This window comes from Sphingomonas sp. P4_G3, from assembly GCF_056401105.1.
The window spans coordinates 80483-99840 of sequence record NZ_JBFUJZ010000004.1 but is presented as its reverse complement, the minus strand read 5'-3'; the positions used below and the strand labels follow the sequence as shown (position 1 = coordinate 99840).

25 protein-coding genes and 1 tRNA gene are annotated in these 19358 nt (G+C 64.9%); 8 read left to right on the top strand and 18 right to left on the bottom strand.

Annotated elements, in window-relative coordinates:
* Window positions 1-243: 243 nt before the first annotated feature.
* From fghA to AC1DQQ_RS12285, 3 genes are read right to left on the bottom strand one after another with little or no spacing between them, the layout of a single operon-like run.
* Complete coding sequence (fghA, locus tag AC1DQQ_RS12295; protein ID WP_478045538.1) at window positions 244-1077, bottom strand: S-formylglutathione hydrolase; 834 nt, start codon at window positions 1075-1077, stop codon at window positions 244-246.
* Window positions 1078-1087: 10 nt separating this feature from the next.
* Complete coding sequence (locus AC1DQQ_RS12290) at window positions 1088-1468, bottom strand: VOC family protein (protein ID WP_478029983.1); 381 nt, start codon at window positions 1466-1468, stop codon at window positions 1088-1090.
* A 32-nt stretch (window positions 1469-1500) separates the two neighbouring features.
* Window positions 1501-2610 carry an S-(hydroxymethyl)glutathione dehydrogenase/class III alcohol dehydrogenase gene (locus tag AC1DQQ_RS12285; protein WP_478040809.1) on the bottom strand — a complete coding sequence of 370 codons (1110 nt, stop codon included), beginning with the start codon at window positions 2608-2610 and terminating at the stop codon, window positions 1501-1503.
* Window positions 2611-3006: 396 nt separating this feature from the next.
* Here AC1DQQ_RS12285 and AC1DQQ_RS12280 point away from each other — a divergent pair, with 396 nt between their 5' ends.
* Window positions 3007-3267 (top strand): SWIB/MDM2 domain-containing protein, encoded by a 261-nt coding sequence (locus AC1DQQ_RS12280; protein WP_478029981.1) that lies wholly within the window; start codon window positions 3007-3009, stop codon window positions 3265-3267.
* A gap of 70 nt (window positions 3268-3337) precedes the next feature.
* Here AC1DQQ_RS12280 and AC1DQQ_RS12275 read toward each other — a convergent pair whose 3' ends face one another.
* The gene (locus AC1DQQ_RS12275; RefSeq protein WP_478045355.1) at window positions 3338-3970 is read right to left on the bottom strand and encodes a glutathione S-transferase family protein; all 633 of its coding nucleotides are present in this window, start codon (window positions 3968-3970) and stop codon (window positions 3338-3340) included.
* 118 nt (window positions 3971-4088) lie between these two features.
* Here AC1DQQ_RS12275 and AC1DQQ_RS12270 point away from each other — a divergent pair, with 118 nt between their 5' ends.
* Window positions 4089-4781, top strand: coding sequence for a helix-turn-helix transcriptional regulator (locus AC1DQQ_RS12270; protein WP_478040808.1), 693 nt, complete (start codon window positions 4089-4091; stop codon window positions 4779-4781).
* A 695-nt stretch (window positions 4782-5476) separates the two neighbouring features.
* Here the strand turns inward: AC1DQQ_RS12270 and AC1DQQ_RS12265 are convergent.
* The 5 genes from AC1DQQ_RS12265 to AC1DQQ_RS12245 all read right to left on the bottom strand — a co-directional run bounded on the left by AC1DQQ_RS12265 (window position 5477) and on the right by AC1DQQ_RS12245 (window position 7851).
* Window positions 5477-5553: transfer RNA gene (locus AC1DQQ_RS12265), tRNA-Arg, on the bottom strand.
* Window positions 5554-5587: 34 nt separating this feature from the next.
* The gene (locus AC1DQQ_RS12260) at window positions 5588-6016 is read right to left on the bottom strand and encodes a DUF1178 family protein (RefSeq protein WP_478040807.1); all 429 of its coding nucleotides are present in this window, start codon (window positions 6014-6016) and stop codon (window positions 5588-5590) included.
* Window positions 6013-6813: a carbon-nitrogen hydrolase family protein gene (locus tag AC1DQQ_RS12255; protein WP_478040806.1), complete on the bottom strand. Its 801-nt coding sequence runs from the start codon at window positions 6811-6813 to the stop codon at window positions 6013-6015. The genes AC1DQQ_RS12260 and AC1DQQ_RS12255 overlap by 4 nt, the downstream gene beginning before the upstream one ends.
* Before the next feature lie 29 nt (window positions 6814-6842).
* Window positions 6843-7100 carry a glutaredoxin 3 gene (gene grxC / locus AC1DQQ_RS12250; protein ID WP_478040805.1) on the bottom strand — a complete coding sequence of 86 codons (258 nt, stop codon included), beginning with the start codon at window positions 7098-7100 and terminating at the stop codon, window positions 6843-6845.
* A gap of 34 nt (window positions 7101-7134) precedes the next feature.
* On the bottom strand, window positions 7135-7851 hold the full coding sequence (locus AC1DQQ_RS12245) for a ComF family protein (protein ID WP_478045354.1): 717 nt from the start codon (window positions 7849-7851) through the stop codon (window positions 7135-7137).
* Between the two features lie 44 nt (window positions 7852-7895).
* Between AC1DQQ_RS12245 and AC1DQQ_RS12240 the strand changes: the two genes are divergently transcribed.
* Entirely contained in the window at window positions 7896-8732 is an 837-nt protein-coding gene (locus AC1DQQ_RS12240; protein WP_478045353.1) for a methyltransferase domain-containing protein, read from the top strand.
* On the opposite strand, the gene AC1DQQ_RS12235 is transcribed toward AC1DQQ_RS12240, so the two are convergent.
* Window positions 8703-9107 carry a (deoxy)nucleoside triphosphate pyrophosphohydrolase gene (locus AC1DQQ_RS12235; protein ID WP_478045352.1) on the bottom strand — a complete coding sequence of 135 codons (405 nt, stop codon included), beginning with the start codon at window positions 9105-9107 and terminating at the stop codon, window positions 8703-8705. The genes AC1DQQ_RS12240 and AC1DQQ_RS12235 overlap by 30 nt on opposite strands.
* 94 nt (window positions 9108-9201) lie before the next feature.
* Here AC1DQQ_RS12235 and AC1DQQ_RS12230 point away from each other — a divergent pair, with 94 nt between their 5' ends.
* Together AC1DQQ_RS12230 and AC1DQQ_RS12225 are read left to right on the top strand one after the other, a co-directional pair.
* Window positions 9202-9375: a Flp family type IVb pilin gene (locus AC1DQQ_RS12230; RefSeq protein WP_478029972.1), complete on the top strand. Its 174-nt coding sequence runs from the start codon at window positions 9202-9204 to the stop codon at window positions 9373-9375.
* 136 nt (window positions 9376-9511) lie between these two features.
* Window positions 9512-9679 carry a Flp family type IVb pilin gene (locus AC1DQQ_RS12225; RefSeq protein WP_066590201.1) on the top strand — a complete coding sequence of 56 codons (168 nt, stop codon included), beginning with the start codon at window positions 9512-9514 and terminating at the stop codon, window positions 9677-9679.
* 217 nt (window positions 9680-9896) lie between these two features.
* Here AC1DQQ_RS12225 and AC1DQQ_RS12220 read toward each other — a convergent pair whose 3' ends face one another.
* From AC1DQQ_RS12220 to AC1DQQ_RS12205, 4 genes are read right to left on the bottom strand one after another with little or no spacing between them, the layout of a single operon-like run.
* On the bottom strand, window positions 9897-10844 hold the full coding sequence (locus tag AC1DQQ_RS12220) for an acetyl-CoA carboxylase carboxyltransferase subunit alpha (protein WP_478045351.1): 948 nt from the start codon (window positions 10842-10844) through the stop codon (window positions 9897-9899).
* An 11-nt stretch (window positions 10845-10855) separates the two neighbouring features.
* Entirely contained in the window at window positions 10856-11767 is a 912-nt protein-coding gene (locus AC1DQQ_RS12215) for a tyrosine-type recombinase/integrase (protein WP_478029970.1), read from the bottom strand.
* On the bottom strand, window positions 11767-13587 hold the full coding sequence (locus AC1DQQ_RS12210) for a hypothetical protein (RefSeq protein ID WP_478045350.1): 1821 nt from the start codon (window positions 13585-13587) through the stop codon (window positions 11767-11769). Before AC1DQQ_RS12210 ends, AC1DQQ_RS12215 begins: the two co-directional genes overlap by 1 nt.
* Window positions 13568-13705, bottom strand: coding sequence for a hypothetical protein (locus AC1DQQ_RS12205; RefSeq protein WP_478029968.1), 138 nt, complete (start codon window positions 13703-13705; stop codon window positions 13568-13570). Before AC1DQQ_RS12205 ends, AC1DQQ_RS12210 begins: the two co-directional genes overlap by 20 nt.
* A gap of 100 nt (window positions 13706-13805) precedes the next feature.
* Between AC1DQQ_RS12205 and AC1DQQ_RS12200 the strand changes: the two genes are divergently transcribed.
* From AC1DQQ_RS12200 to AC1DQQ_RS12190, 3 genes are read left to right on the top strand one after another with little or no spacing between them, the layout of a single operon-like run.
* Window positions 13806-14345, top strand: a complete 540-nt coding sequence (locus AC1DQQ_RS12200; protein ID WP_478029967.1) for a shikimate kinase — start codon at window positions 13806-13808, stop codon at window positions 14343-14345.
* Window positions 14342-15439 (top strand): 3-dehydroquinate synthase, encoded by a 1098-nt coding sequence (aroB, locus tag AC1DQQ_RS12195; RefSeq protein WP_478040800.1) that lies wholly within the window; start codon window positions 14342-14344, stop codon window positions 15437-15439. Before AC1DQQ_RS12200 ends, aroB begins: the two co-directional genes overlap by 4 nt.
* Complete coding sequence (locus tag AC1DQQ_RS12190; protein ID WP_478045349.1) at window positions 15436-15867, top strand: hypothetical protein; 432 nt, start codon at window positions 15436-15438, stop codon at window positions 15865-15867. The genes aroB and AC1DQQ_RS12190 overlap by 4 nt, the downstream gene beginning before the upstream one ends.
* 175 nt (window positions 15868-16042) lie before the next feature.
* Here the strand turns inward: AC1DQQ_RS12190 and AC1DQQ_RS12185 are convergent, their stop codons facing one another.
* From AC1DQQ_RS12185 to AC1DQQ_RS12170, 4 genes are read right to left on the bottom strand one after another with little or no spacing between them, the layout of a single operon-like run.
* Complete coding sequence (locus tag AC1DQQ_RS12185) at window positions 16043-16381, bottom strand: DUF423 domain-containing protein (RefSeq protein ID WP_478045348.1); 339 nt, start codon at window positions 16379-16381, stop codon at window positions 16043-16045.
* Window positions 16378-18213 carry a cation:proton antiporter domain-containing protein gene (locus AC1DQQ_RS12180; RefSeq protein ID WP_478029963.1) on the bottom strand — a complete coding sequence of 612 codons (1836 nt, stop codon included), beginning with the start codon at window positions 18211-18213 and terminating at the stop codon, window positions 16378-16380. The genes AC1DQQ_RS12185 and AC1DQQ_RS12180 overlap by 4 nt, the downstream gene beginning before the upstream one ends.
* Window positions 18213-18653 carry an iron-sulfur cluster assembly scaffold protein gene (locus AC1DQQ_RS12175; protein ID WP_478030461.1) on the bottom strand — a complete coding sequence of 147 codons (441 nt, stop codon included), beginning with the start codon at window positions 18651-18653 and terminating at the stop codon, window positions 18213-18215. Before AC1DQQ_RS12175 ends, AC1DQQ_RS12180 begins: the two co-directional genes overlap by 1 nt.
* Before the next feature lie 52 nt (window positions 18654-18705).
* A complete protein-coding gene (locus AC1DQQ_RS12170) occupies window positions 18706-19347 on the bottom strand; it encodes a CvpA family protein (RefSeq protein ID WP_478029962.1) in 642 nt (213 codons plus the stop codon).
* Window positions 19348-19358 lie beyond the last annotated feature (11 nt).

Genomic DNA, 19358 nt, shown 5'->3' with positions numbered 1-19358 from the left:
ACATTATATTCTTTTCCTGTTGGGCATTGTGCTATTTCACATACAGAGGATATTATAGAGCTGCCAAGGGTATGCCAAAAATACCAGAATAAACTTTTTGTTGCTCTTCTCCCCCGGAGAATTAGCTGCCGCTCGACTTCTCGTTTTAGAGGTTTGCTCGCGGAATCTTTTCTTGAACTAGGATACAAGCCGATTCATCGTCGCCGACCCGAACGGCAATTTGCTCTGCTTCGCCGGCAAGATTTAGCCCAGCCGGGCGGCGTGCCAGGCGATATGATCGGCCATGAAGGTCGAGATGAAGTAATAACTGTGATCATAGCCCACCTGCATCCGCAGCGTCAGGTCGATCCCGGCGCGATGGCAGGCGTCCGCCAGCAATTCGGGTTTGAGCTGGTCGGCGAGAAACGCGTCGGCATCGCCCTGATCGACCAGGATGTCTGACACGCGCGCGCCGTCGTCGATTAGCGCACAGGCATCATAGGGCCGCCAATCGGCGCGATCGGCACCGAGATAACCGCCCAGCGCCTTTGCACCCCAGGGGCAATGAAGCGGCGACACGATCGGCGAGAAGGCCGACACGCTGCGGAAGCGCCCCGTGTTGCGCAAGGCGATCGTCAGCGCGCCGTGTCCGCCCATCGAATGGCCGGTGATGCCTTGGCGCGCCATGTCGGCCATAGCGAACTCGGCCGCGATCAGCGCCGGGAGTTCGTCCTCGATATAGGACCGCATCCGGAAATTGGCCGACCAGGGCGCCTCGGTCGCGTCGACATAGAAGCCCGCGCCCTTGCCGAAATCATAAGCCTCGTCATCAGGCACATCGTTGCCGCGCGGGCTGGTGTCGGGGGCGATGAAAATCACGCCATGTTCGGCGCAGGCGCGGCGAAACTCGCCCTTTTCGGTGACATTGGCGTGCGTGCAGGTCAGCCCCGACAGATACCAGAGCACCGGTAGCCGCGCGCCTGCCTCATGCTCCGGCACGAACACCGAAAAGGTCATCGGCGTGCCGGTGGCGGCCGAGGCGTGTTCATACACGCCCTGGACGCCACCGAAGGCGCGATTGGTCGATTTGACGGTCAGCGACACGCGATCAGCCAAGCCGGTGAAGCCCGCACAGCTTGTTGCCGTCGGGATCGCGCAGATAGGCGAGGTACAATTTCATACCGGCCCCTTCGCGAACGCCAGGATCCTCCTCGATCGCGACGCCGCCATTGGCGACGCCAGCGGCATGCCAAGCATCCGCCTGTTCGGGCGTTTCCATCGCGAAGCCGATCGTACCGCCATTGGCGTGGCAAGCGGGCGCGCCGTCGATCGGCGCGGTGACCATGAAGATGCCGCCATTGTGCAAATACATCAGCCGGCCCTTGGGATCGACGATGGCCTCTTTCCCACCGACCGCGCCGAACAGCGCGTCGTAGAATTTCTTCGATCGATCGAGGTCGTTGCTGCCGACCATCATGTGCGAAAACATGGCGTTATCCTCCCCAGATGAATATGTTTTTTTTAAAAGACCACGACGCTGCGGATGCTCTCGCCCGCATGCATCAGGTCGAACCCCTTGTTGATCTCGTCGAGCTTGAGCACGTGGGTGATCATCGGATCGATCGCGATCTTGCCCTGCATGTACCAGTCGACGATCTTGGGCACGTCGGTGCGGCCCTTGGCGCCGCCGAATGCGGTGCCGCGCCAGTTGCGTCCGGTGACCAACTGGAATGGGCGCGTCGAGATTTCCTTGCCGGCCTCAGCCACGCCGATGATGATGCTGGTGCCCCAGCCGCGATGGCACGCCTCGAGCGCGACGCGCATGACGTCGGTATTGCCGGTCGCGTCGAACGTATAATCGGCACCGCCATCGGTCATCGCGACCAGGTGCGCGACCAGGTCGCCCTCCACTTTCTTCGGATTGACGAAGTCGGTCATGCCGAATCGCCGCCCCCATTCCTCTTTCGAGTCGTTGAGATCGACGCCGATAATCTTGTCCGCGCCGACCATTTTGGCGCCCTGGATGACGTTGAGGCCGATTCCACCCAATCCGAACACGATTACATTGTCGCCGGCCTGGACCTTCGCCGTCTTCACCACGGCACCCACGCCGGTGGTCACGCCGCAGCCGATATAGCAGCTCGTCTGGAACGGCGCGTCCTCGCGAATCTTCGCCACCGCGATCTCGGGCAACACGGTGAAATTCGAAAAGGTAGAGCAACCCATATAATGAAAGATCGGCTGCCCCTTATACGAAAAGCGAGTCGTGCCGTCGGGCATCAGCCCCTTGCCCTGGGTCGCGCGGATCGCCGTGCACAGGTTGGTCTTGCCCGACAGGCAGCTTTTGCACTGCCGGCATTCGGGCGTGTAGAGCGGGATGACGTGGTCGCCGGGCTTCACGCTGGTCACGCCAGGACCGACCTCGCGCACGATACCGGCGCCTTCATGACCGAGGATCGACGGAAAAATCCCTTCAGAATCAAGACCATCGAGCGTGTAGGCGTCGGTGTGACAAATGCCCGTCGCCATGATCTCGACCAGCACTTCGCCCGCTTTGGGACCGTCCAGGTCGACCTCGACAATCTCCAGCGGTTTCTTCGCTTCGAAGGCGACGGCGGCGCGGGTCTTCATCGGTATCGGCTCCCTAATTGTCGCGCCCGCTTCTAACCGCTCGCGCGGCGGGGGCAACCTTCAGCATACCCTGAATTCGACGACCGTATGCGTTGCCCGCGCGCGAGCCGCCGCGCGAGCGGTTGGGAGGGTCGGGAAACGATACGCGGAGACAGCATCGGACACCGACTATCGCGCGTTCCGGGATCTGGCACCGGCACCCCTCATCGCCCCGCCGAGCCGGCGCAAACCAGCGCCCTGCCGATCGTGGTCATGTCATATCGGCGTCAAAAGTCACTCCGCGCGCTATCCTAAGGCGTGACAAGCGCAAAAAGGCAGCGCACAAGAGGCGCGCGCTCCATGAGGCGTAACGAGTCTGGGGCCGGAACACCGGCCAAATGAACAGGAAGGAATGCAATGGCTACTGCACCCAAGACCGGCGGAATTCACGCGCCCGTCACCCCGTCGCCCGAGCTGGGCGCGATCGTGGGGACGGCGCCGCTGCCGCGCAGCCAGGTGATCAGCAAGGTGTGGGACCACATCAAGAAGAACAACCTTCAGAATCCCGCCAACAAGCGTGAGATTCTGGCCGACGACAAGCTGAAGAAGGTGTTCGGCACCGACAAGTGCACGATGTTCGAGATGAACAAGTACATCTCGAAGCACGTCAAGGCGTAAGTCGGACCTATGACCTGAAGGGCGCCGCGCGGGAGACCGCGCGACGCCCTTTTTGCTGTCGGAAAGGCGTTCAGGCCGCGACGGTCTCCGCCGTCATCACGATCTGAATGCCCGACGCGTCATCCAGCGGTCCGGCCCGCTCCGCCGCCGGTCGCGCGCGGCACCGTTCGATATAGGCGTCGATAGCCGCGCTCGGTGGGAAAGCGTGGCGGGCGAATGTCATTGCGCTGCTGATCAGCAAGTCGGCACCCGAAAAATCATCGCCCATCACATAGGGGCCATCCGCGAGCGCCCGCTCCAGCCTGGCGACGACTGCATCATAGCTGCGCTGCTTGCGCGGCGCGCCGCCCAGTTCGCCCAGCATCGCAGCGAACATCGCCGGCTCCATTTCGGCGGCATACCAGGCGAGCCAGGTGAGGTAAGCGCCGCGTTCCGGCGTCCCGATACGCGGTCCGAGCCCGGCGTTCGGAAAAGCATCGGTGAGATATTGCAGGATCGCGACCGATTCGGCGACCAATGCACCGTCATGCTCGATCGCGGGCACGCGCTTGTCGGGGTGCGGATTGGCGGGATCGCCAACGCCTTCGCCGGTCATCGGCCGAAAGATCGATACCGGGCGGATCTCATAGGGCACGCCCAATTCCTCGAGCAGCCAGATCATGCGCGACGATCGCGATTGCGGGGCGTGGTAGAGAGTAATCATAACGGCGGCTCCTTCGCTTCGAAGCAGCGGCCAAATCGCCGCGCCCGATGAAAAGGCTTGTAAGTGCACCCTCCTGACAGCATCCTGTCAGTAGGAAGTGGGGGGTGTAGATTTCGTCATGCGTCGTGCCGATCGGCTGTTCCAGATCATCCAGATCCTGCGGCGGTCATCACGCCCGATCACCGCGCAGGACATCGCGGCCGAGATCGAAGTCTCTGTCCGAACGATCTATCGCGACGTCGCCGACCTGATCGGCCAGCGCGTGCCGATCCGCGGCGAAGCCGGTTTCGGCTACATCCTCGACGACGCATTCGACATGCCGCCACTGATGCTCACGCCCGACGAGATCGAGGCGGCCGTGCTCGGCGCGCAATGGGTGGCCGGACGCGGCGACCCGGCGCTGGCAGCAGCCGCGCGCGACTTGATCGCCAAGATAACCTCCGTAGTGCCCGAGCGACTGCGGCCATTCATCGCCGATCCCTCGATCGGCACGCCGCCGCGATCAAAGGCCGCGCCCGACGCGATCGACCTGGGAATTGCCCGCAGCTGGATCCGCGAGGGCCGCAAGATCCGCATCGACTATCGTGACGAACGCGGAGCGGTCAGCGATCGGGTGATCTGGCCCGTCATCATCGGTTTCTTCGACCAGGCGCGGGTGATCGCCGCCTGGTGCGAACTGCGCCAGGATTTCCGCCACTTCCGCACCGACCGCATCGTCGCCGCGCAGTTTCTCGACGAACGCTATCCCGCGCGCCCCGGCGAATTGCGATCGCGCTGGAAGCGCGGGCTCGCGCAGCGGCAGCGGCCGTAGCCAGCATGGCTTGTCTTCGGACGATTGCGCCGGGATAACCCCCGAAACGTGGCCAAACCTTTTCGCCCTGGTGAATGTCCGAGTTCGGGTCTTAGCTGCCGTTCGGCCTAGGCAACATTTAACCGCTTCTTCTTGGGCGCAAGCGAATCGCTCCCCAAGCCGCGGCCACAGCAAACAACCAGTAAAGGGCAAGACTGATGCCCAGACCGGATAGCAGATATGCCGAAACACTCATGGGCAAGGTAGTTCGTCCTGAGGGTATCGCATAGCACTCCGTCCACTCGCCGCGCCAAAACGACAGTATCAGGCGGTCAGTCGGAGCCTTCCTAAACGACGGGTTACAATCGAGAGGCATCGTGGGTGACGATTGAATATAAGGGTAGCTTTGGAACGGCTGAATCCTACGAAGGACCTCCTCCGCAGGTACCTGCTGATTTTTTTCAATCGAGGCTGCCGCATCTTTGAACTGCTCGTAGTACGCCCGGTCGTTCGCAGCCTGCGCGGGGAGCCTCAATGGCATCGTTGTACCGATAAATGCGAAGAACATCGCGATCAGGCCAAGCAGCAAGCACAAGACCATTCTCATATATCGGCTCCCGACATGCCGTTTGCGGTACACGTCCACAACTGAGTCGTCTGATTGTTCAGACCATCGGCAAACCTGCAGAGCCTCACAAACCGAACTCGAAAGTGATTGGTGGTCCCGGAGGGACTCGAACCCCCGACGCCCACTTTAGGAAAGTGGCGCTCTGTCCAGCTGAGCTACGGAACCACGCCCGGTCTGGTACCGAGCGCGAGTGAACGGGTCAATTGCAGGCTTCGGGCGGGACGACCGGAAAGGGCAAGGGCGCGACCGGGACGCCGTCGTCGGCGAGCGCCTTGGCCTCTTCGATCGAGGCCTGGCCATGGATCGCCGCATGGTCTTCCTCGCCCGAATGCATCGCCCGGGCTCGCGAGGCGAAGGCGGTGCCAACCCATTCGGAATTGGCGAGCGCCTGTTGCTGTGCCTTGGCCAACGTCGCCATCGCCGCCTTCACTGCGGCGGGGGTGGCTTCGGCCTGGCGATTGCCCTTGGCAGCGACATTGGGCGCCATCACTGCCTTTTCGATCCCGCTATTGCCACACATCGGACAGCTGACCAGGCCACGCGCTCGCTGATCGTCATAGTCCGACGACGAGCCGAACCAGGCCTCGAACACGTGGCCGGCGCCGCATTTGAGGTCGAACACGATCATGCCCGCACCACCTCGGGAATCGAACGCCGGTGCTTGAGCGCGGGGACGCGTGCCCGCACGTCTTCCTGCAAGGCCGGATCGATTTCGGCAAAGCCCAGTCCAGGCGCCTCGCCCATGTCGAGCAGCACTTCTCCCCAGGGATCGATCACGAGCGAATGGCCATAAGTCGCGCGGCCATCCTCGTGCACGCCGGTTTGCGCGGCGGCGACGACGAAACAGGCGCCCTCGATCGCGCGCGCGCGCAGCAGCACATGCCAATGCGCCGCGCCGGTGGGTCGGGTGAACGCCGCGGGCATCGCAAGGATCGTCGCCCCGGCGTTGGTCAGCGCGCGATAGAGATCGGGAAAGCGCATGTCATAACAGATCGACATGCCCAGGCGGCCGACCGGCGTCGTCACCACCACGGCACCCTCGCCCGGCGTATAGGATGCGGATTCGCGCCAGCTCTCGCCGGTCGGCAGGTCGACGTCGAACATATGAAGCTTGTCGTATCGGGCTCGGATCTCGCCCGCCGCATCGATCACGAAGCCGCGATTGGCCAGCTTGCCGTCGTCGCGGCGGATCAGCAGTGACCCGATATGCACCCAGATGCCGCGATCGGCAGCCGCCATGCGCATCGCCGCCAGCACGGGGTCGTCCGCCTCACTGAACAGGTTCGGCGCCGCACGCTCGCGATTTCGGTCGACCAGTCCGGACACTTCCGGCGTGAACAGCATCGTCGCGCCACCCGCCGCGGCGGTCGCGACCGCATCGACCATCGTCGCCCGATTCGCGGCGAGATCGATCCCGCTCGTCATCTGAAGAACGGCGATTTTTCCTGCGGAGGTCATGTCGCGAGCAGCGGGTCGAGCCCTCCGCGCGCGTCGAGCGCGGCAAGATCGTCCGACCCACCGATATGCTTTCCGTCGATGAATATCTGGGGCATCGTCATGCGACCATCGGAGCGGTCGATCATCTCGGCCTTTTTGGGGCCACCCATCGTGACATCATATTCGATCGGCTCGATGCCCTTCGATTCGAGCAACTTCATCGCTCGCACGCAATAAGGGCACCACGCCTTGGTGTAGACTTCTACCTTGGCCATAGTCCGAGAGAGGTGGAGAGCGCTGCGCGGCTTGTCAATCGGACGTGTCGCCGAGCACCCGAGCCCAACACAGAACGGTGACCTTGCCGGCACCCGCCTTGAGCAGCGCGCGCGTGCAGGCGTCGGCGGTCGCGCCGCTAGTATAGACATCATCGACCAATATGACGTGCCCCTCCTCTATCCGGCGTTCGACAGTGAATGCGGCGCGAACCGCGGCGCGACGCTGGCGGGGGTTCATTCCGCGCAGTGCGGGCGTTCGCTTCGGGCGGCGCAACAACAACGGATCATGCGGGACGCCGCTTGCCGCCGACAAGGCGTCGGCGATCAGCGCGGCCTGGTTGAACCCCCTGCCCCATAACCGCCAGCGATGCAGCGGAACCGGCACCAACAGGGTCGCGTCCTTAGGCATGTGTCGCGCCATCAGCCGCGCCGCCGTTGTCGCGAAGGCGAGCCGGCCGCCATATTTGAGCCGTAACGCGACGGTCTTTGCCACCGGGCCATAAGCGACCGCGGCGCGCGCGCCGGCATGCGCTGGTGGCTTGGCGAGGCACGCTCCGCATTGCGCGTCGGGCCCGCGGTCGACCTCGAACGGCGCGCAGCACATCGCGCACCACGGTTCGCCGAGGAAATCGAGCGAATCCCAGCACGCCGCGCAGAAATTGTGGTCGCCCCTCACCACCGCGCCGCAACCCGGACAGCGCGGCGGCAGCGCCAGCGACACGGTATCTGCGAAGACCTCTTTGACCCCCATCCCGCTCTTGTCGCGCGGTCGCCGCGGCGGCACAAGCGCGGCCGATGGACTCCCCCGAAATCTTCGATCGCGCGGCACGGCGCCTCCACCGAGATCGTGCCGCGCCGGTCTATGCCAGCCACGCTTTCCTGCGCGAGGCGATGCTCGACGGCATTGCTGAACGGTTGAATGGCGTAAAGCGCAGCTTCAGTCGCGTGCTCGATCTCGGTTGCTTCGATGGAGCATTCGTGCCGCCGCCGAACAGCGCGGTGACGCGGATCGATGCGGGGCGCCTGTTCGCCGCGCAAGCCGGCGGCATCCAGGCGGATGAGGATCTGTTGCCGATCGATCCGGAGAGCTTCGACCTGGTCGTTTCGGCGGGCGTCCTCGACAATGTCAATGACGTGCCCGGCGCGCTGGCGCAGATCCGCCGCGCGCTTAAACCCGACGGCTTGTTCCTCGGCGCGTTCATCGGCGGCACATCGCTGCCAACAATGCGTGCCAGCTTCCTGCAGGCAGAGGCCGATCGTCCCGCCGCCCGCTTTCATCCGATGATCGACGTGCGGTCGGCCGGCGACCTGCTCGTCCGCGCCGGCTTCGCTTTGCCGGTCGCGGACAGCGAAACGCTCAGCGTCCGCTATCCCGACCTGTTCCGGCTGATCGGCGATCTGCGCGGCATGGCGGCGACCAACGTGCTGCGGGGCCGCGTGCCGCTCGCTCGGGCCACGCTGGCCGCCGCCGCCGGAGCGTTTGGCGAGCGCGCCGATCCCGACGGCCGCACGGCGGAGCGGTTCGACCTGATCTTCCTGACCGGCTGGGCTCCCTCGCCCGACCAGCCCAAGCCAGCGCGGCGCGGCAGTGCCACCGTCTCACTAGCCGCCGCGCTCGGCCGCAAGGACTGACACGAACGGGCGGTCCGCTGGCGGCATATCATAATCCGCCAGCGCGGCTGGCAGCACCCACCGGATCGCCGCGGCGTCTAGCGCGCGGGGTTCCCCTTGCCAAGCAGTGCATCGGTAGAGCAGCAAGAGCAAATGCCGCGTTCCCCGGCTGGCGCTACTGAATGTCAGCGGCTCGAGATGCGGCGACGCGACTGTGACGCCGAGTTCCTCGCGCAATTCGCGGACCAGCGCCGCCTCGGGCGACTCGCCCGGCTCGATCTTGCCGCCGGGAAATTCCCATAAACCGGCATGCTCCTTGTCGAACGGACGCTGGGCGATCAGCACGCGCCCCTGAGCATCGGTCAGCGCGACGGCAACCACGGGCAATAAGTCCATTTTGGTGCCGTCCCTCCGCGCCGTTGGTCATTCGTTAACGAAACGTGCCTACCATCATACGTAGATTGGGGAGCCGTACGCGGCAAAAAAAGCGATGATCCATGTCCTACGCCAACTGGCCAGGAGTCGAAGAGGCGCGACCGCCGTCGAGTACGGACTGATCCTGTCGCTGGTCGTCCTGACGATGCTCGCCGCTTTGCAAGGGCTGGCCAGCACGACAACCGGCATGTGGAATAATGTGGCCGACAAGGTCCAGAACCCACATTAATTCGGACATCCGGAACATTTCATTCCGGCTTTAAGCTTTTCTCAACCGCCCTGGCCTACTGATTCGGACTGCTGGACGGGGGCATATCCTGGTTCAGCCGGGTGACTGAAGTAGTTCGAACCACTGGAGACCGGATATGAAGACCGTTCGCAAGATTTTCACCAACAAGAAGGGTGCCACCGCCATCGAGTACGGCCTGATCGCCGCGCTCATCGCTGTCGCTGCGATTGCCGCGATGCAGGGCCTGGGCAACCAGCTGAAGACCACGTTCACCAACGTGTCTTCGAACATGAAGGCTTCGTAAGCTCCAACGCTTACAGCTGAAAAGAGGGGCGGCGGAACTTCGGTTCCGCCGCCCTTTCTTTGTTATGAACTCCTCTCCCGCTTGCGGGAGAGGCCGGGTGAGGGTCTTCTTTCTTCTTCCAGGCGGCTCGCAACCACAAAAGAAGAAAGAAGACCCTCACCCTCCCACCGCTTCGCGGCGGGCCCCTCCCTCTCCCGCACGCGGGAGAGGCGGAGTCTTAAAGTCGGCCCATCGCCAGGAATTTGTCACGGCGATCGCGCCGCAGATCGTCGGGACCGAGATTGTGCAACCCGCCCAGCGCGTCCGCCATCGCGTCGCCCAGCGCCGCAATCGCCTTGTCTGGATCGCGATGCGCGCCGCCTAACGGCTCGGACACGATCGTGTCGATCACGCCCAGCCCCTTCAAATCCTGCGCGGTGACCTTCATCGCCTCGGCGGCGTCGGGCGCCTTGTCGGCGGTGCGCCACAGAATCGACGCGCAGCCTTCGGGTGAGATCACCGAATAGACCGCGTGTTCGAACATCAGCACGCGATTGCCCGCAGCGAGCGCGATCGCGCCGCCCGATCCGCCTTCCCCGACCACCGCCGCGATCATCGGCACGCCGAGCTTCAGGCATGCCTCGGTCGAGCGCGCAATGGCTTCGGCCTGGCCGCGCTCCTCGGCCTGGACGCCGGGAAAGGCACCCGACGTGTCGACCAAAGTCAGCACCGGCAGCCCGAACCGGTCGGCGAGTTCCATCAGGCGGATCGCCTTGCGATAGCCTTCTGGCTTGCCCATGCCGAAATTGTGCTTGAGCCTGCTGGCGGTGTCGTCGCCCTTTTCGTGGCCGATCACCATTACCTTCTGCCCACGGAAGGTGGCGAAACCGCCTAGAATCGCCTGATCGTCGGCGAAGGCGCGATCGCCGGCCAGCGGCATGAAATCCCCGAACAGGCCGGCGATATAATCCCCGAAATGCGGGCGATCCTGGTGGCGCGCGACCTGCGTCTTCTGCCACGGGGTGAGCTTGGCATAGGTCGCCTTGAGCAAGGCGTCAGACTTGGTCTGTAGCCGCTTGACCTCGGAATCGATGTCGATCGCGCCGTCCGAAGCGGTATCGCGAAGTTCATCGATCCGACCCTGCAACTCAGCGATCGGCTTTTCGAAATCAAGGAAGGTAGCCATGGCCGGGCGGGTTAAGGCCGCCTCGGGGCAACGTCAACGAGCGGGTGGCGAGTGTTGACCAGCTCGATCAGCCGTTTGCTGTCGACATGCGTGTAGATTTCGGTCGTCGCGATATCGGCGTGACCGAGCATCGCCTGGAGCGCGCGCAGGTCGGCGCCGCCTTCGAGCAGATGAGTGGCGAAGGCGTGGCGCAGCACGTGCGGGCTGACGCGATCAGGCGGGATGCCCGCATCGGCGGCGAGCGCCTTGATCAATTGATAGAGGCGGATGCGCGACAGATGCGTCTTGCCGGAGGGAAACAACCACGGCCGGTCGCTCGCGACATGCGCGCGCCACGCCGCTACGGCCGCACGCGCGCGATCGGAAACCGGCGCCAGCCGCTCGCGCCCGCCTTTGCCCTTGAGGATGATATAGGGCCGATCGGGCTGGATGGCGTTGCGCGGCAGCGAGACGAGTTCGGTCGCGCGCAGTCCGGACCCGTAAAGCAATTCGATCAAGGCCGAGAGGCGCAGGTCGTTGGGATCCGGCGGCATTCGCGCTTGCCGCTCGGCGATCGCAGCGAACAGCCGGTCGATATCCTGGTGACTCAGCACCTTGGGCAGCGGCCGCCGCGCGCCGGGTCGCGGCAAGGCGGCGCCAGGGTCGTCGGCGCGGTGGCCCTCATCGGCCAGGAAGGCGAAGAACCGACGCAGCGCCGCCGCCTTGCGCGCGACCGTCGCGTGCGAAAGATCGCGCCAGCCGTTGCCCAGCCGTTCGACGTCCTTGACCTCCGCGGAGACCAATCGTCCGTCCAGGGCCTCGGAGGCGAGCCGCAAGTCGCTGGCATAGGCAGCAACGGTGTTCCTGGCGGCGCCGACTTCCGCCACCAGCATCTCGAGAAAGCGCTCGATCAGCGCACGGTCATCAAGGCCGATGGCGGCCATCAGGCCCGCGTCACGGCCTCGGCCGCAACCATCCGCGCGGTGCTTCCCAGACCCACGACCCGCAACGCATTGACGATATGGAACAAGGCCGCGGGCGATACGCCGCGCCAATCCGGCGTCTGCAGCCCGACAGCGCTCAGCACTAACACCTCACCAGGGCGGCCTTCCGCCGCGGCACGGTCGATCGCGCGGGTCCATTTGTTGTCCCCCTGCACATCGGCCCCATAGCTTTGCGCCACCGCTGGATCGAGCCTGGCGAGCCCAGCCAACCCGGCCGCGAACATTCGCTGCTTGTCGGCGTCGCCCGAAAACGCGCCGACCTCTCCCGATCCGTATCGTGCGTTATTGTCTGGATTGGACACCAGGATCAGCGCCCAGCCCAGGCTGCCACGCGCCACCGCGCCACGCCAGCGCGCCGCCGACCGATCGAGCCCGGCGCTGAGCATCGAGGCGACCAGCTGATCGCTGCCATCGGTCTTGGCCGCAACCGGAATGCGTTTTGCCGCGCGCGCCGTCAGCACCAACCGGCCATAGCCCGCCAGGCCGTCAACATTCTGGCCCCAGAGCCCACGCAGCGCGCCGAGCCGGGCATCGCGCGATCCGCCCGTATAGGCGGTGCGCAAATCGCTGGCGACGCCGTTGGCCGGATTGCCCTGATCGTCGCCCGCATCGATCAGACCGTAGAGATCGACCAAGGCGAGGTTGGAGAGGACACCCTGGGCAGCCGCCTGATCGGCAAATTGCGACCGTTCGACCGGCGTTTCCTGAGGCGCCAACACTTGCCAATAGCGCATCTGCGGGCCGGTCCCCTCAAACAGCGCGTCGGGAATTTTTTCGCCCGCAGCCATCGCAAGTCCGTAGCGCCACGTATTGATATTGCTGACGCCGTCCCATTCGATCACCACGTCGCCCTTGCTCGACCCGCGCCCGGCGATCTTCTGCGCCAATGCCAGATCAATACCCGCGGCGACGCGCTTGGCCTGGTTCATCAGCGGCGTCGCCTGGCTCGGCGTCGAGGATAGAGAAGCGCACATCGCGCGCGCCAGCACCCAGCTCGGCTCGCTCGACACCTTGACCGCATCATTGGCCAAGGGACACATCGCACCGACATCGCCGGTCGCCAACGCGGCCTGCATCGCGACCTGATAGAGTTTGGGCGTGTAATCCTGCGGGTCGACCGACTGAACCATCGCGCGCGCGCCGACCGATTCGCCCATCCGCAGCAACAGCCAGGCACGCTCGGCCGCGAAATCGGCGCCGTTGACGTTGCGCGGTGTACTGATCGGCTGCAGCAACAGCCGGCGCAGGGCGATCGACACCCAACGCGAGGCGATCGGCGCGCGCGTGTCGCGCATCAGCCGCTCGATGTACCGGCCATCGGCATTACCGAACGCGGCGGGATCCATCATCCGCTCGGCGGTCGGCAGGATGCCGATCATCGCCAGATTGCGGCGCGACGATTCAGGCAAGGTGTAACGCACTGGGCCAGGGGTCGCGGTCGGCGTCGGCGCCGCGATCGGCAGCCCGGTCACCGGATCGGTGGCAGCAGGCGTGGGTAATGGCATCGCCGGAGCGGCCGGGCTGGCCGTCGGTGCGGCGCCCACAGCGGGAGCCGTCGTCGGCGCGGGCGCGGGCGCCGGTGTCGGCGCGGGAGTCGAGGCGCGCGGCGATGGGCGCGGCGCGGGAGCAGGCGCGACCGGCTGGTCGAACCCTGGCGGCAGGATCGATTCGGGCTTTTTCTGCGCGAGCGCGACGCCGCCCGCGGCGAGCAGCGCTATCGCCAGCGCTGACGCGCCGGCGCTAGCCTTGGAGATTCGCAAGCGAGACAGCCTTTTCCACCCGGGTCTGCTGCGTGTCGTGCGCTCGGCTCGACAAGAAGAACATTCCGCCCACCAACAGCACCAGCACGACGATCAGCACCACCAACATTCGCGACATGCGACAATAACCTCTACAGTCTTTCGGCGTTCAAACCGGCACGCCGCCCGGCTCGGCGCTTGTGCCCGAGCGTGCGGTGCGCTGTATAGCCCCCAAACCCATGTTGCAAAGCGCTCCTCCCTTTCTTTCCTGGACCGGCAAGCCGATCGTGCTCGTCGGGTTGATGGGCGTCGGCAAGTCGACCGTCGGCCGCCGCCTCGCGGCGCGGCTGCATTTGCCCTTCGCCGACGCCGATACCGAGATCGAGGAAGCCGCGGGCATGTCCGTCAGCGAAATTTTCGAAAAATTCGGTGAAGCGTATTTCCGCGACGGCGAGCGCCGCGTGATCGCCCGCTTGGTCGACGGCAAACCCAAGGTGATCGCCACCGGCGGCGGCGCGTTCATCAACGATGAGACGCGCGCGCTGATCCTCGATCAATCGATCGCGATCTGGCTCGACGCTCCGACGCGGATCCTGGCCGAACGCGTCGGCCGCCGCGACACACGCCCCTTGCTGCGCAACCGCAACCCGCGCGAGGTGCTCGACGAACTCGCCGCCGTGCGCAATCCGATCTATGCGCAGGCACCGATTCGCATCGCCAGCGACCAAGCGCCGCACGAATCGGCCGTCAACGCCATCCTGAAAGCCCTCGGCCTGTGACCATCGTTCCCGTTTCGCTCGGTTCGCGCAGCTACGACATCGTGATCGAGCGCGGACTGCTCGGCCGCGCCGCCGAACATTTGAAGCCGCTGTCGCGCGGCAGGTCGATGGCGATCGTCAGTGACGCCAATGTCGCGCCGCATCTCGCCACGCTGCAGGCCACGCTCGCCGCCGCCGGCATCGCGAGCGAAGCGATCGTGCTACCCCCCGGGGAAGCGACCAAAAGCTGGATGCAACTTGAGGCAGTGACCGACCAATTGCTCGCGCACGGCGTCGAGCGCGGCGATCATGTCATTGCGCTGGGCGGTGGCGTGATTGGCGATCTGGTCGGGTTTGCCTGTTCGATCGTCAAGCGCGGCTGCGGCTTCGTCCAGATACCGACCACCTTGCTTTCCCAGGTCGACAGTTCGGTCGGCGGCAAGACCGCGATCAACACGCACGCCGGCAAGAATCTGATCGGCGCGTTCCACCAGCCCGGATTGGTGCTGATCGATCCCGACGTTCTCGACACCTTGCCCACACGCGAGACCCGAGCCGGCTATGCCGAGGTGGTCAAATACGGCCTGATCGACGATTTCGCCTTCTTCGAATGGTGCGAGGCGAATGGCGAAAAGCTGCTTGCCGGCGACCCAGAGGCGCGCGAACATGCCATCGCGCATTCGGTCGGTGCCAAGGCGCGGATCGTCGCCGAGGACGAACGCGAGACGACCGGCAAGCGCGCCTTACTCAATCTTGGCCATACGTTCGGCCATGCGCTGGAAGCGGAGACGGGGTTTTCCGACCGCCTGCTCCATGGCGAAGGCGTCGCAGCGGGCATGGCGCTGGCCTTCGCCTATTCGGCACGGCGCGGACTTTGCCCGAGCCAGGATGCCGGGCGCGTCGCCGCCCATCTGCGCGCGGTCGGCCTGCCCGACGGGATCAAGGCCGCAGGAATAACCGCAAGCGGCGCGACATTGGTCGACCATATGCGCCACGACAAGAAGATGGACGCTGGCACCCTGCCCTTCCTGCTCGCGCACGGAATCGGACGAACCTATCTCGACCATTCGGTCGACCTTGCCGACGTCGAGGCATTCCTCGACGCCGAGCAGTGACCAGAAAGCACCTCGTTCGCATCGCGCTGCTGACGCTCGGGTGCGTGGTCTATCTGCCGGCGATGGTCTTGATGATCATTCGCGTTGCCGGACCAATCGAACTCCAGGCGTTGTTCGACTGGCTGGCCGGGCGGTGCGCCAGCGATTGCAACGGCTGGAACGTGCTGGCGACGGCAATACAGATCGTGCCGATCATCGTGACCGGACCAGTGCTGGTGTGGATCGGTATCATCTGGGTCCGCCGCGGCCGGCGTTCCGACCGCGAGGCTGAGGCGATCGCCGACCATTTCGCAACGGCGCCCGATCGCATCTCGCCCCATGCGATCGACGAAGACGGGGATCGCTATCTGTACCGCGATCGTCAGGGGCGACTTCGCCCCGTTTATGCGCCACCCGCTCCATCGCCGAAGATCGACACGCGGCGATAGATGAGTTGTACGATCAGGCTTACCGTCATGCCGGGCTCGTCCCGGCATCCACCGTGCCGTAAACCCAATTGCCGATGGGTATTGCTGCGCAGTGGATGCCGGGACGAGCCCGGCATGACGATTGAGCGCCCATAGGGATATGCCGCATTAGAGATAGGCCGCACGACGAGCGGTATCACATGCCGCTGCGCGCAACGCTCCACGCCAACCATAGCCAGCCCGCAATCAGGGCCAGCCCGCCGATCGGCGTGATCGCACCGAGCCAGCGCGGAGCGCCCAGCGCCATCAGGTAGAGCGTCCCGGCAAAGATTAGCCCGCCGATTACGAACAATGCCGCCGGACCTTTCGCCGCCATCTTCAACGCGGCCAGTGCGGCTACGGCGTGGATCAGCTGATATTGCCCGCCGGTCTTGAGCCATTCGGCCGCCTGCCCGGAGGCGCCATGGGCGCCGAAAGCGCCCGCACCGACCGCCAATGCACCCGACAACGCAGCCAGGATCGCGATCCAGTTCATGGTTCCTGCCCTCGTCCCAATTCCTCGGCACCCACCGGCTCTGACGCGGCGTCGGCGTCGACCGCAAGCTCGCGGCGAGTCGCGGCGAAAATCTCCTCGCGCTCGTCGCTCGTGATGATGCGGTCGCGCGCGGCGCGCACGTCGCCGGTTTCATATTGCGCCTTCAGTCGTTCCTTGTCGCGGGCACGATACATGTCCTCGGCGCGCTCGGCTTCGGCCGGATCGATGTCGATCGCCGCCATCGCCATGCGGCCCATCTTGATCGCCGATTCCATTACTTCACGCACAACACCGGCGATCGGCGAGCCTTTGAGTTTGATCAGCGCGCGGCGGTCATAGGTGCGTGCGAAGATCGCTGCCTTGGGAAAAGCTTCATGCACGCCCTCGATCAAATCGCCGTCGAGCTGGTCGCCGTCGATACAGAACAGGATCAGCTCGGCCTCGCTCGCGCCGGCCTGGCGCAGCAGGTCGAGCCGGGTCCCATCGCCATAATAGACTTTGGCGCCGAAATCGGCGGCGACGTCGATCATCTCGATATCGGTATCGATCAGCGTCACCGGTACGCCGGCGGCGATCAGCATCTGCGACACGGTCTGGCCGAACCGTCCATAACCCACGACCAGCGCGTTGGCGCCGTCGGCGCGCGGCCCCTCGCGATCGCCCGTGACCTGGGGCGCCTCGCGGAATCGCGCGGTCACCATCATCAGGAACGGCGTCGTCGCCATCGACAAGGTGACCACCGCGCTGAAGACGCTGACCGCCGCGGGCTCGATCAGGAACGCGCGTTGCGCCTGCGCGAATAAGACGAAGCCGAACTCGCCGCCCTGGCTGAGCAACAGGCCGAGCGCCAACGCCCCGCGCCAGTTCATGCGGAACGCCATGCCGATCGCGAAGATGATCGCCGCCTTGGTCGCGATTAGCGCCAGCGCCATACCGATGACGAAGAACGGGCGATCGGCAATCACCTGGAGATCGAGCAACATGCCGACCGCCAGGAAGAACAGCCCGAGCAGGATCGAGCGGAACGGCTCGACGTCCGCTTCCAGCTCATGGCGATACGGCGAATCGGCCAGCATTACGCCCGCGACGAACGCGCCCAGGGCAGTCGACAAATGCAGATATTCCATCACCGCCGCCGATGCGGTGACCGTGAACAAGGCGGCGAAGACGAACATCTCGCGCTCGCCGAGATTGCCGATCACTCGGAACAAGGGCCGCAACAGATACCGGCCCGCCAGCACCAGCCCGGTAATCGCCAGCACAGTGTAAATGAACAGCAGATAGCCCGGCGGCCCCTGCTGATCCGCCGGGTTGCGCGACAGGATCGTCACCAGCGTGATCAGCGGGACGATCGACAAGTCCTGGAACAGCAGGACCGCGAAGGCGCGTTCGCCGAACGGGGTGCGCAACCGCCCGGCCGATTGCAGCATCGGCAGCACCTGCGCGGTCGACGACAGGGCTAGCGGCAGGCCGAGGACCAAAGCGGCCTGCCATGAAAAGCCGGCGATGCCGTGGACGATCAAAGTGATCGCCAGACCGCAGGTCAGCACCTGGATCAGGCCGATCGCGAAAATGTCCTGCTTCATCTTCCACAGGCGCGACAAATTGAGTTCGAGCCCGACGATGAACAGCAGCAGCGTGATGCCGAGCTCGGCGACGCTGATCTTCCCTTGGGCGTCCCCGATCAAATTGAGCGCTTGTGGTCCGATCAACGCGCCGGCGACGAGGAAGCCTAAAGTCGCGCCCAGGCCGAGACGGCGGAACAACAGAACGAACACCATCCCGACGCCGAGCATGACGACGCCGTCGCGGAGCATCGATGCGCCGTGCATCAGGAGTCGTTTCCGGTGGTCGAAGCGGCCGCGATCGCCGCCGCTTCCGCCGCCGCCTCGAACGCCAGGCGAATCGAGGGATGGCGCGCGGTGACCGTCAGCGCGGGGGTGAAGATGTCGAGATCGGGCCAGCCCGGCGCCGGGCCTTCTCCCGCCAGCCATGCCGTCAGCTCGTCGCGCGCCGTTGCGAGTTCGGCCGGGCTCTTGCCGAGGATATTGGCGGCAAGTAGCGAGGACGAGGCTTGGCCCAGCGCGCAGGCACGCACCAGCATCCCGACCTCACTGACGCGACCAGCGGCCAGATTGACGTCGACGGTCACGCGGCTGCCGCAGATCGGAGAGCGTTTCTCGCTCGATCCCATCGGATCGGCGAGGCGCCGATGATGCGGAATCGACGCCGCGAGCCGCAGGATTTCAGTGTTGTAGAGCGGCGCGTTCATCCTGACGGCCATGTAGGCGAGCGTAACGAAAAGCGCGACCCCTTCGGCCCAATTAGCGCGCAGAATGTGAACGATGCGGCCCCGCCTTGCCGGCCTTGTTGGTGACGATGGCACCGCCCGTATTACCCGGCTCCGCTGCATCGTCGGCGTTGGCGGTGGTGTCGCTCGCATTGTCGCTGCCGAACATCGGCTGCCCCTTGCGCCGCTTGGCGACGAAGTCGGCGACGAACGCGCTGGTCGCATTGAGCAACGGATAGGTGCGGGACTTGGTCAGCCAGGCCGGGCGCAGCTTCGGGCCGCCGTCGATCGTATCGTAGACCAAGACCAGCAGCAGGAAGGCGAGGCTGGCGAGAATCAGGCCCTTGAGCGCGCCGAACCCGAATCCCATCGCGCGGTCGAGCGGCCCCAGGATCGATTGCTTGGTGCGCTGGCCCATCGCACGCGCGAGCATCCGCCCGCCGAAATAGGCAATTCCCGCGATCAACGCGAAGGCGAGGATAGCGGCGCCCGAACTCGTCCCGACAATACCGGTCAATGCGGCGGTCGCGGGCGTGTGCAGCGCCTTGAGCGCGAACACCACGAGCACCCAGGCGAGCAGCGACAGAACCTCGGTCACGAAACCGCGCCACCAGCCGAGCGCCGCGGCTGCGCCAACGCCCAGAAGGACGGCGATATCTAATCCAGTCAGCCCCATACCCGGTCCGA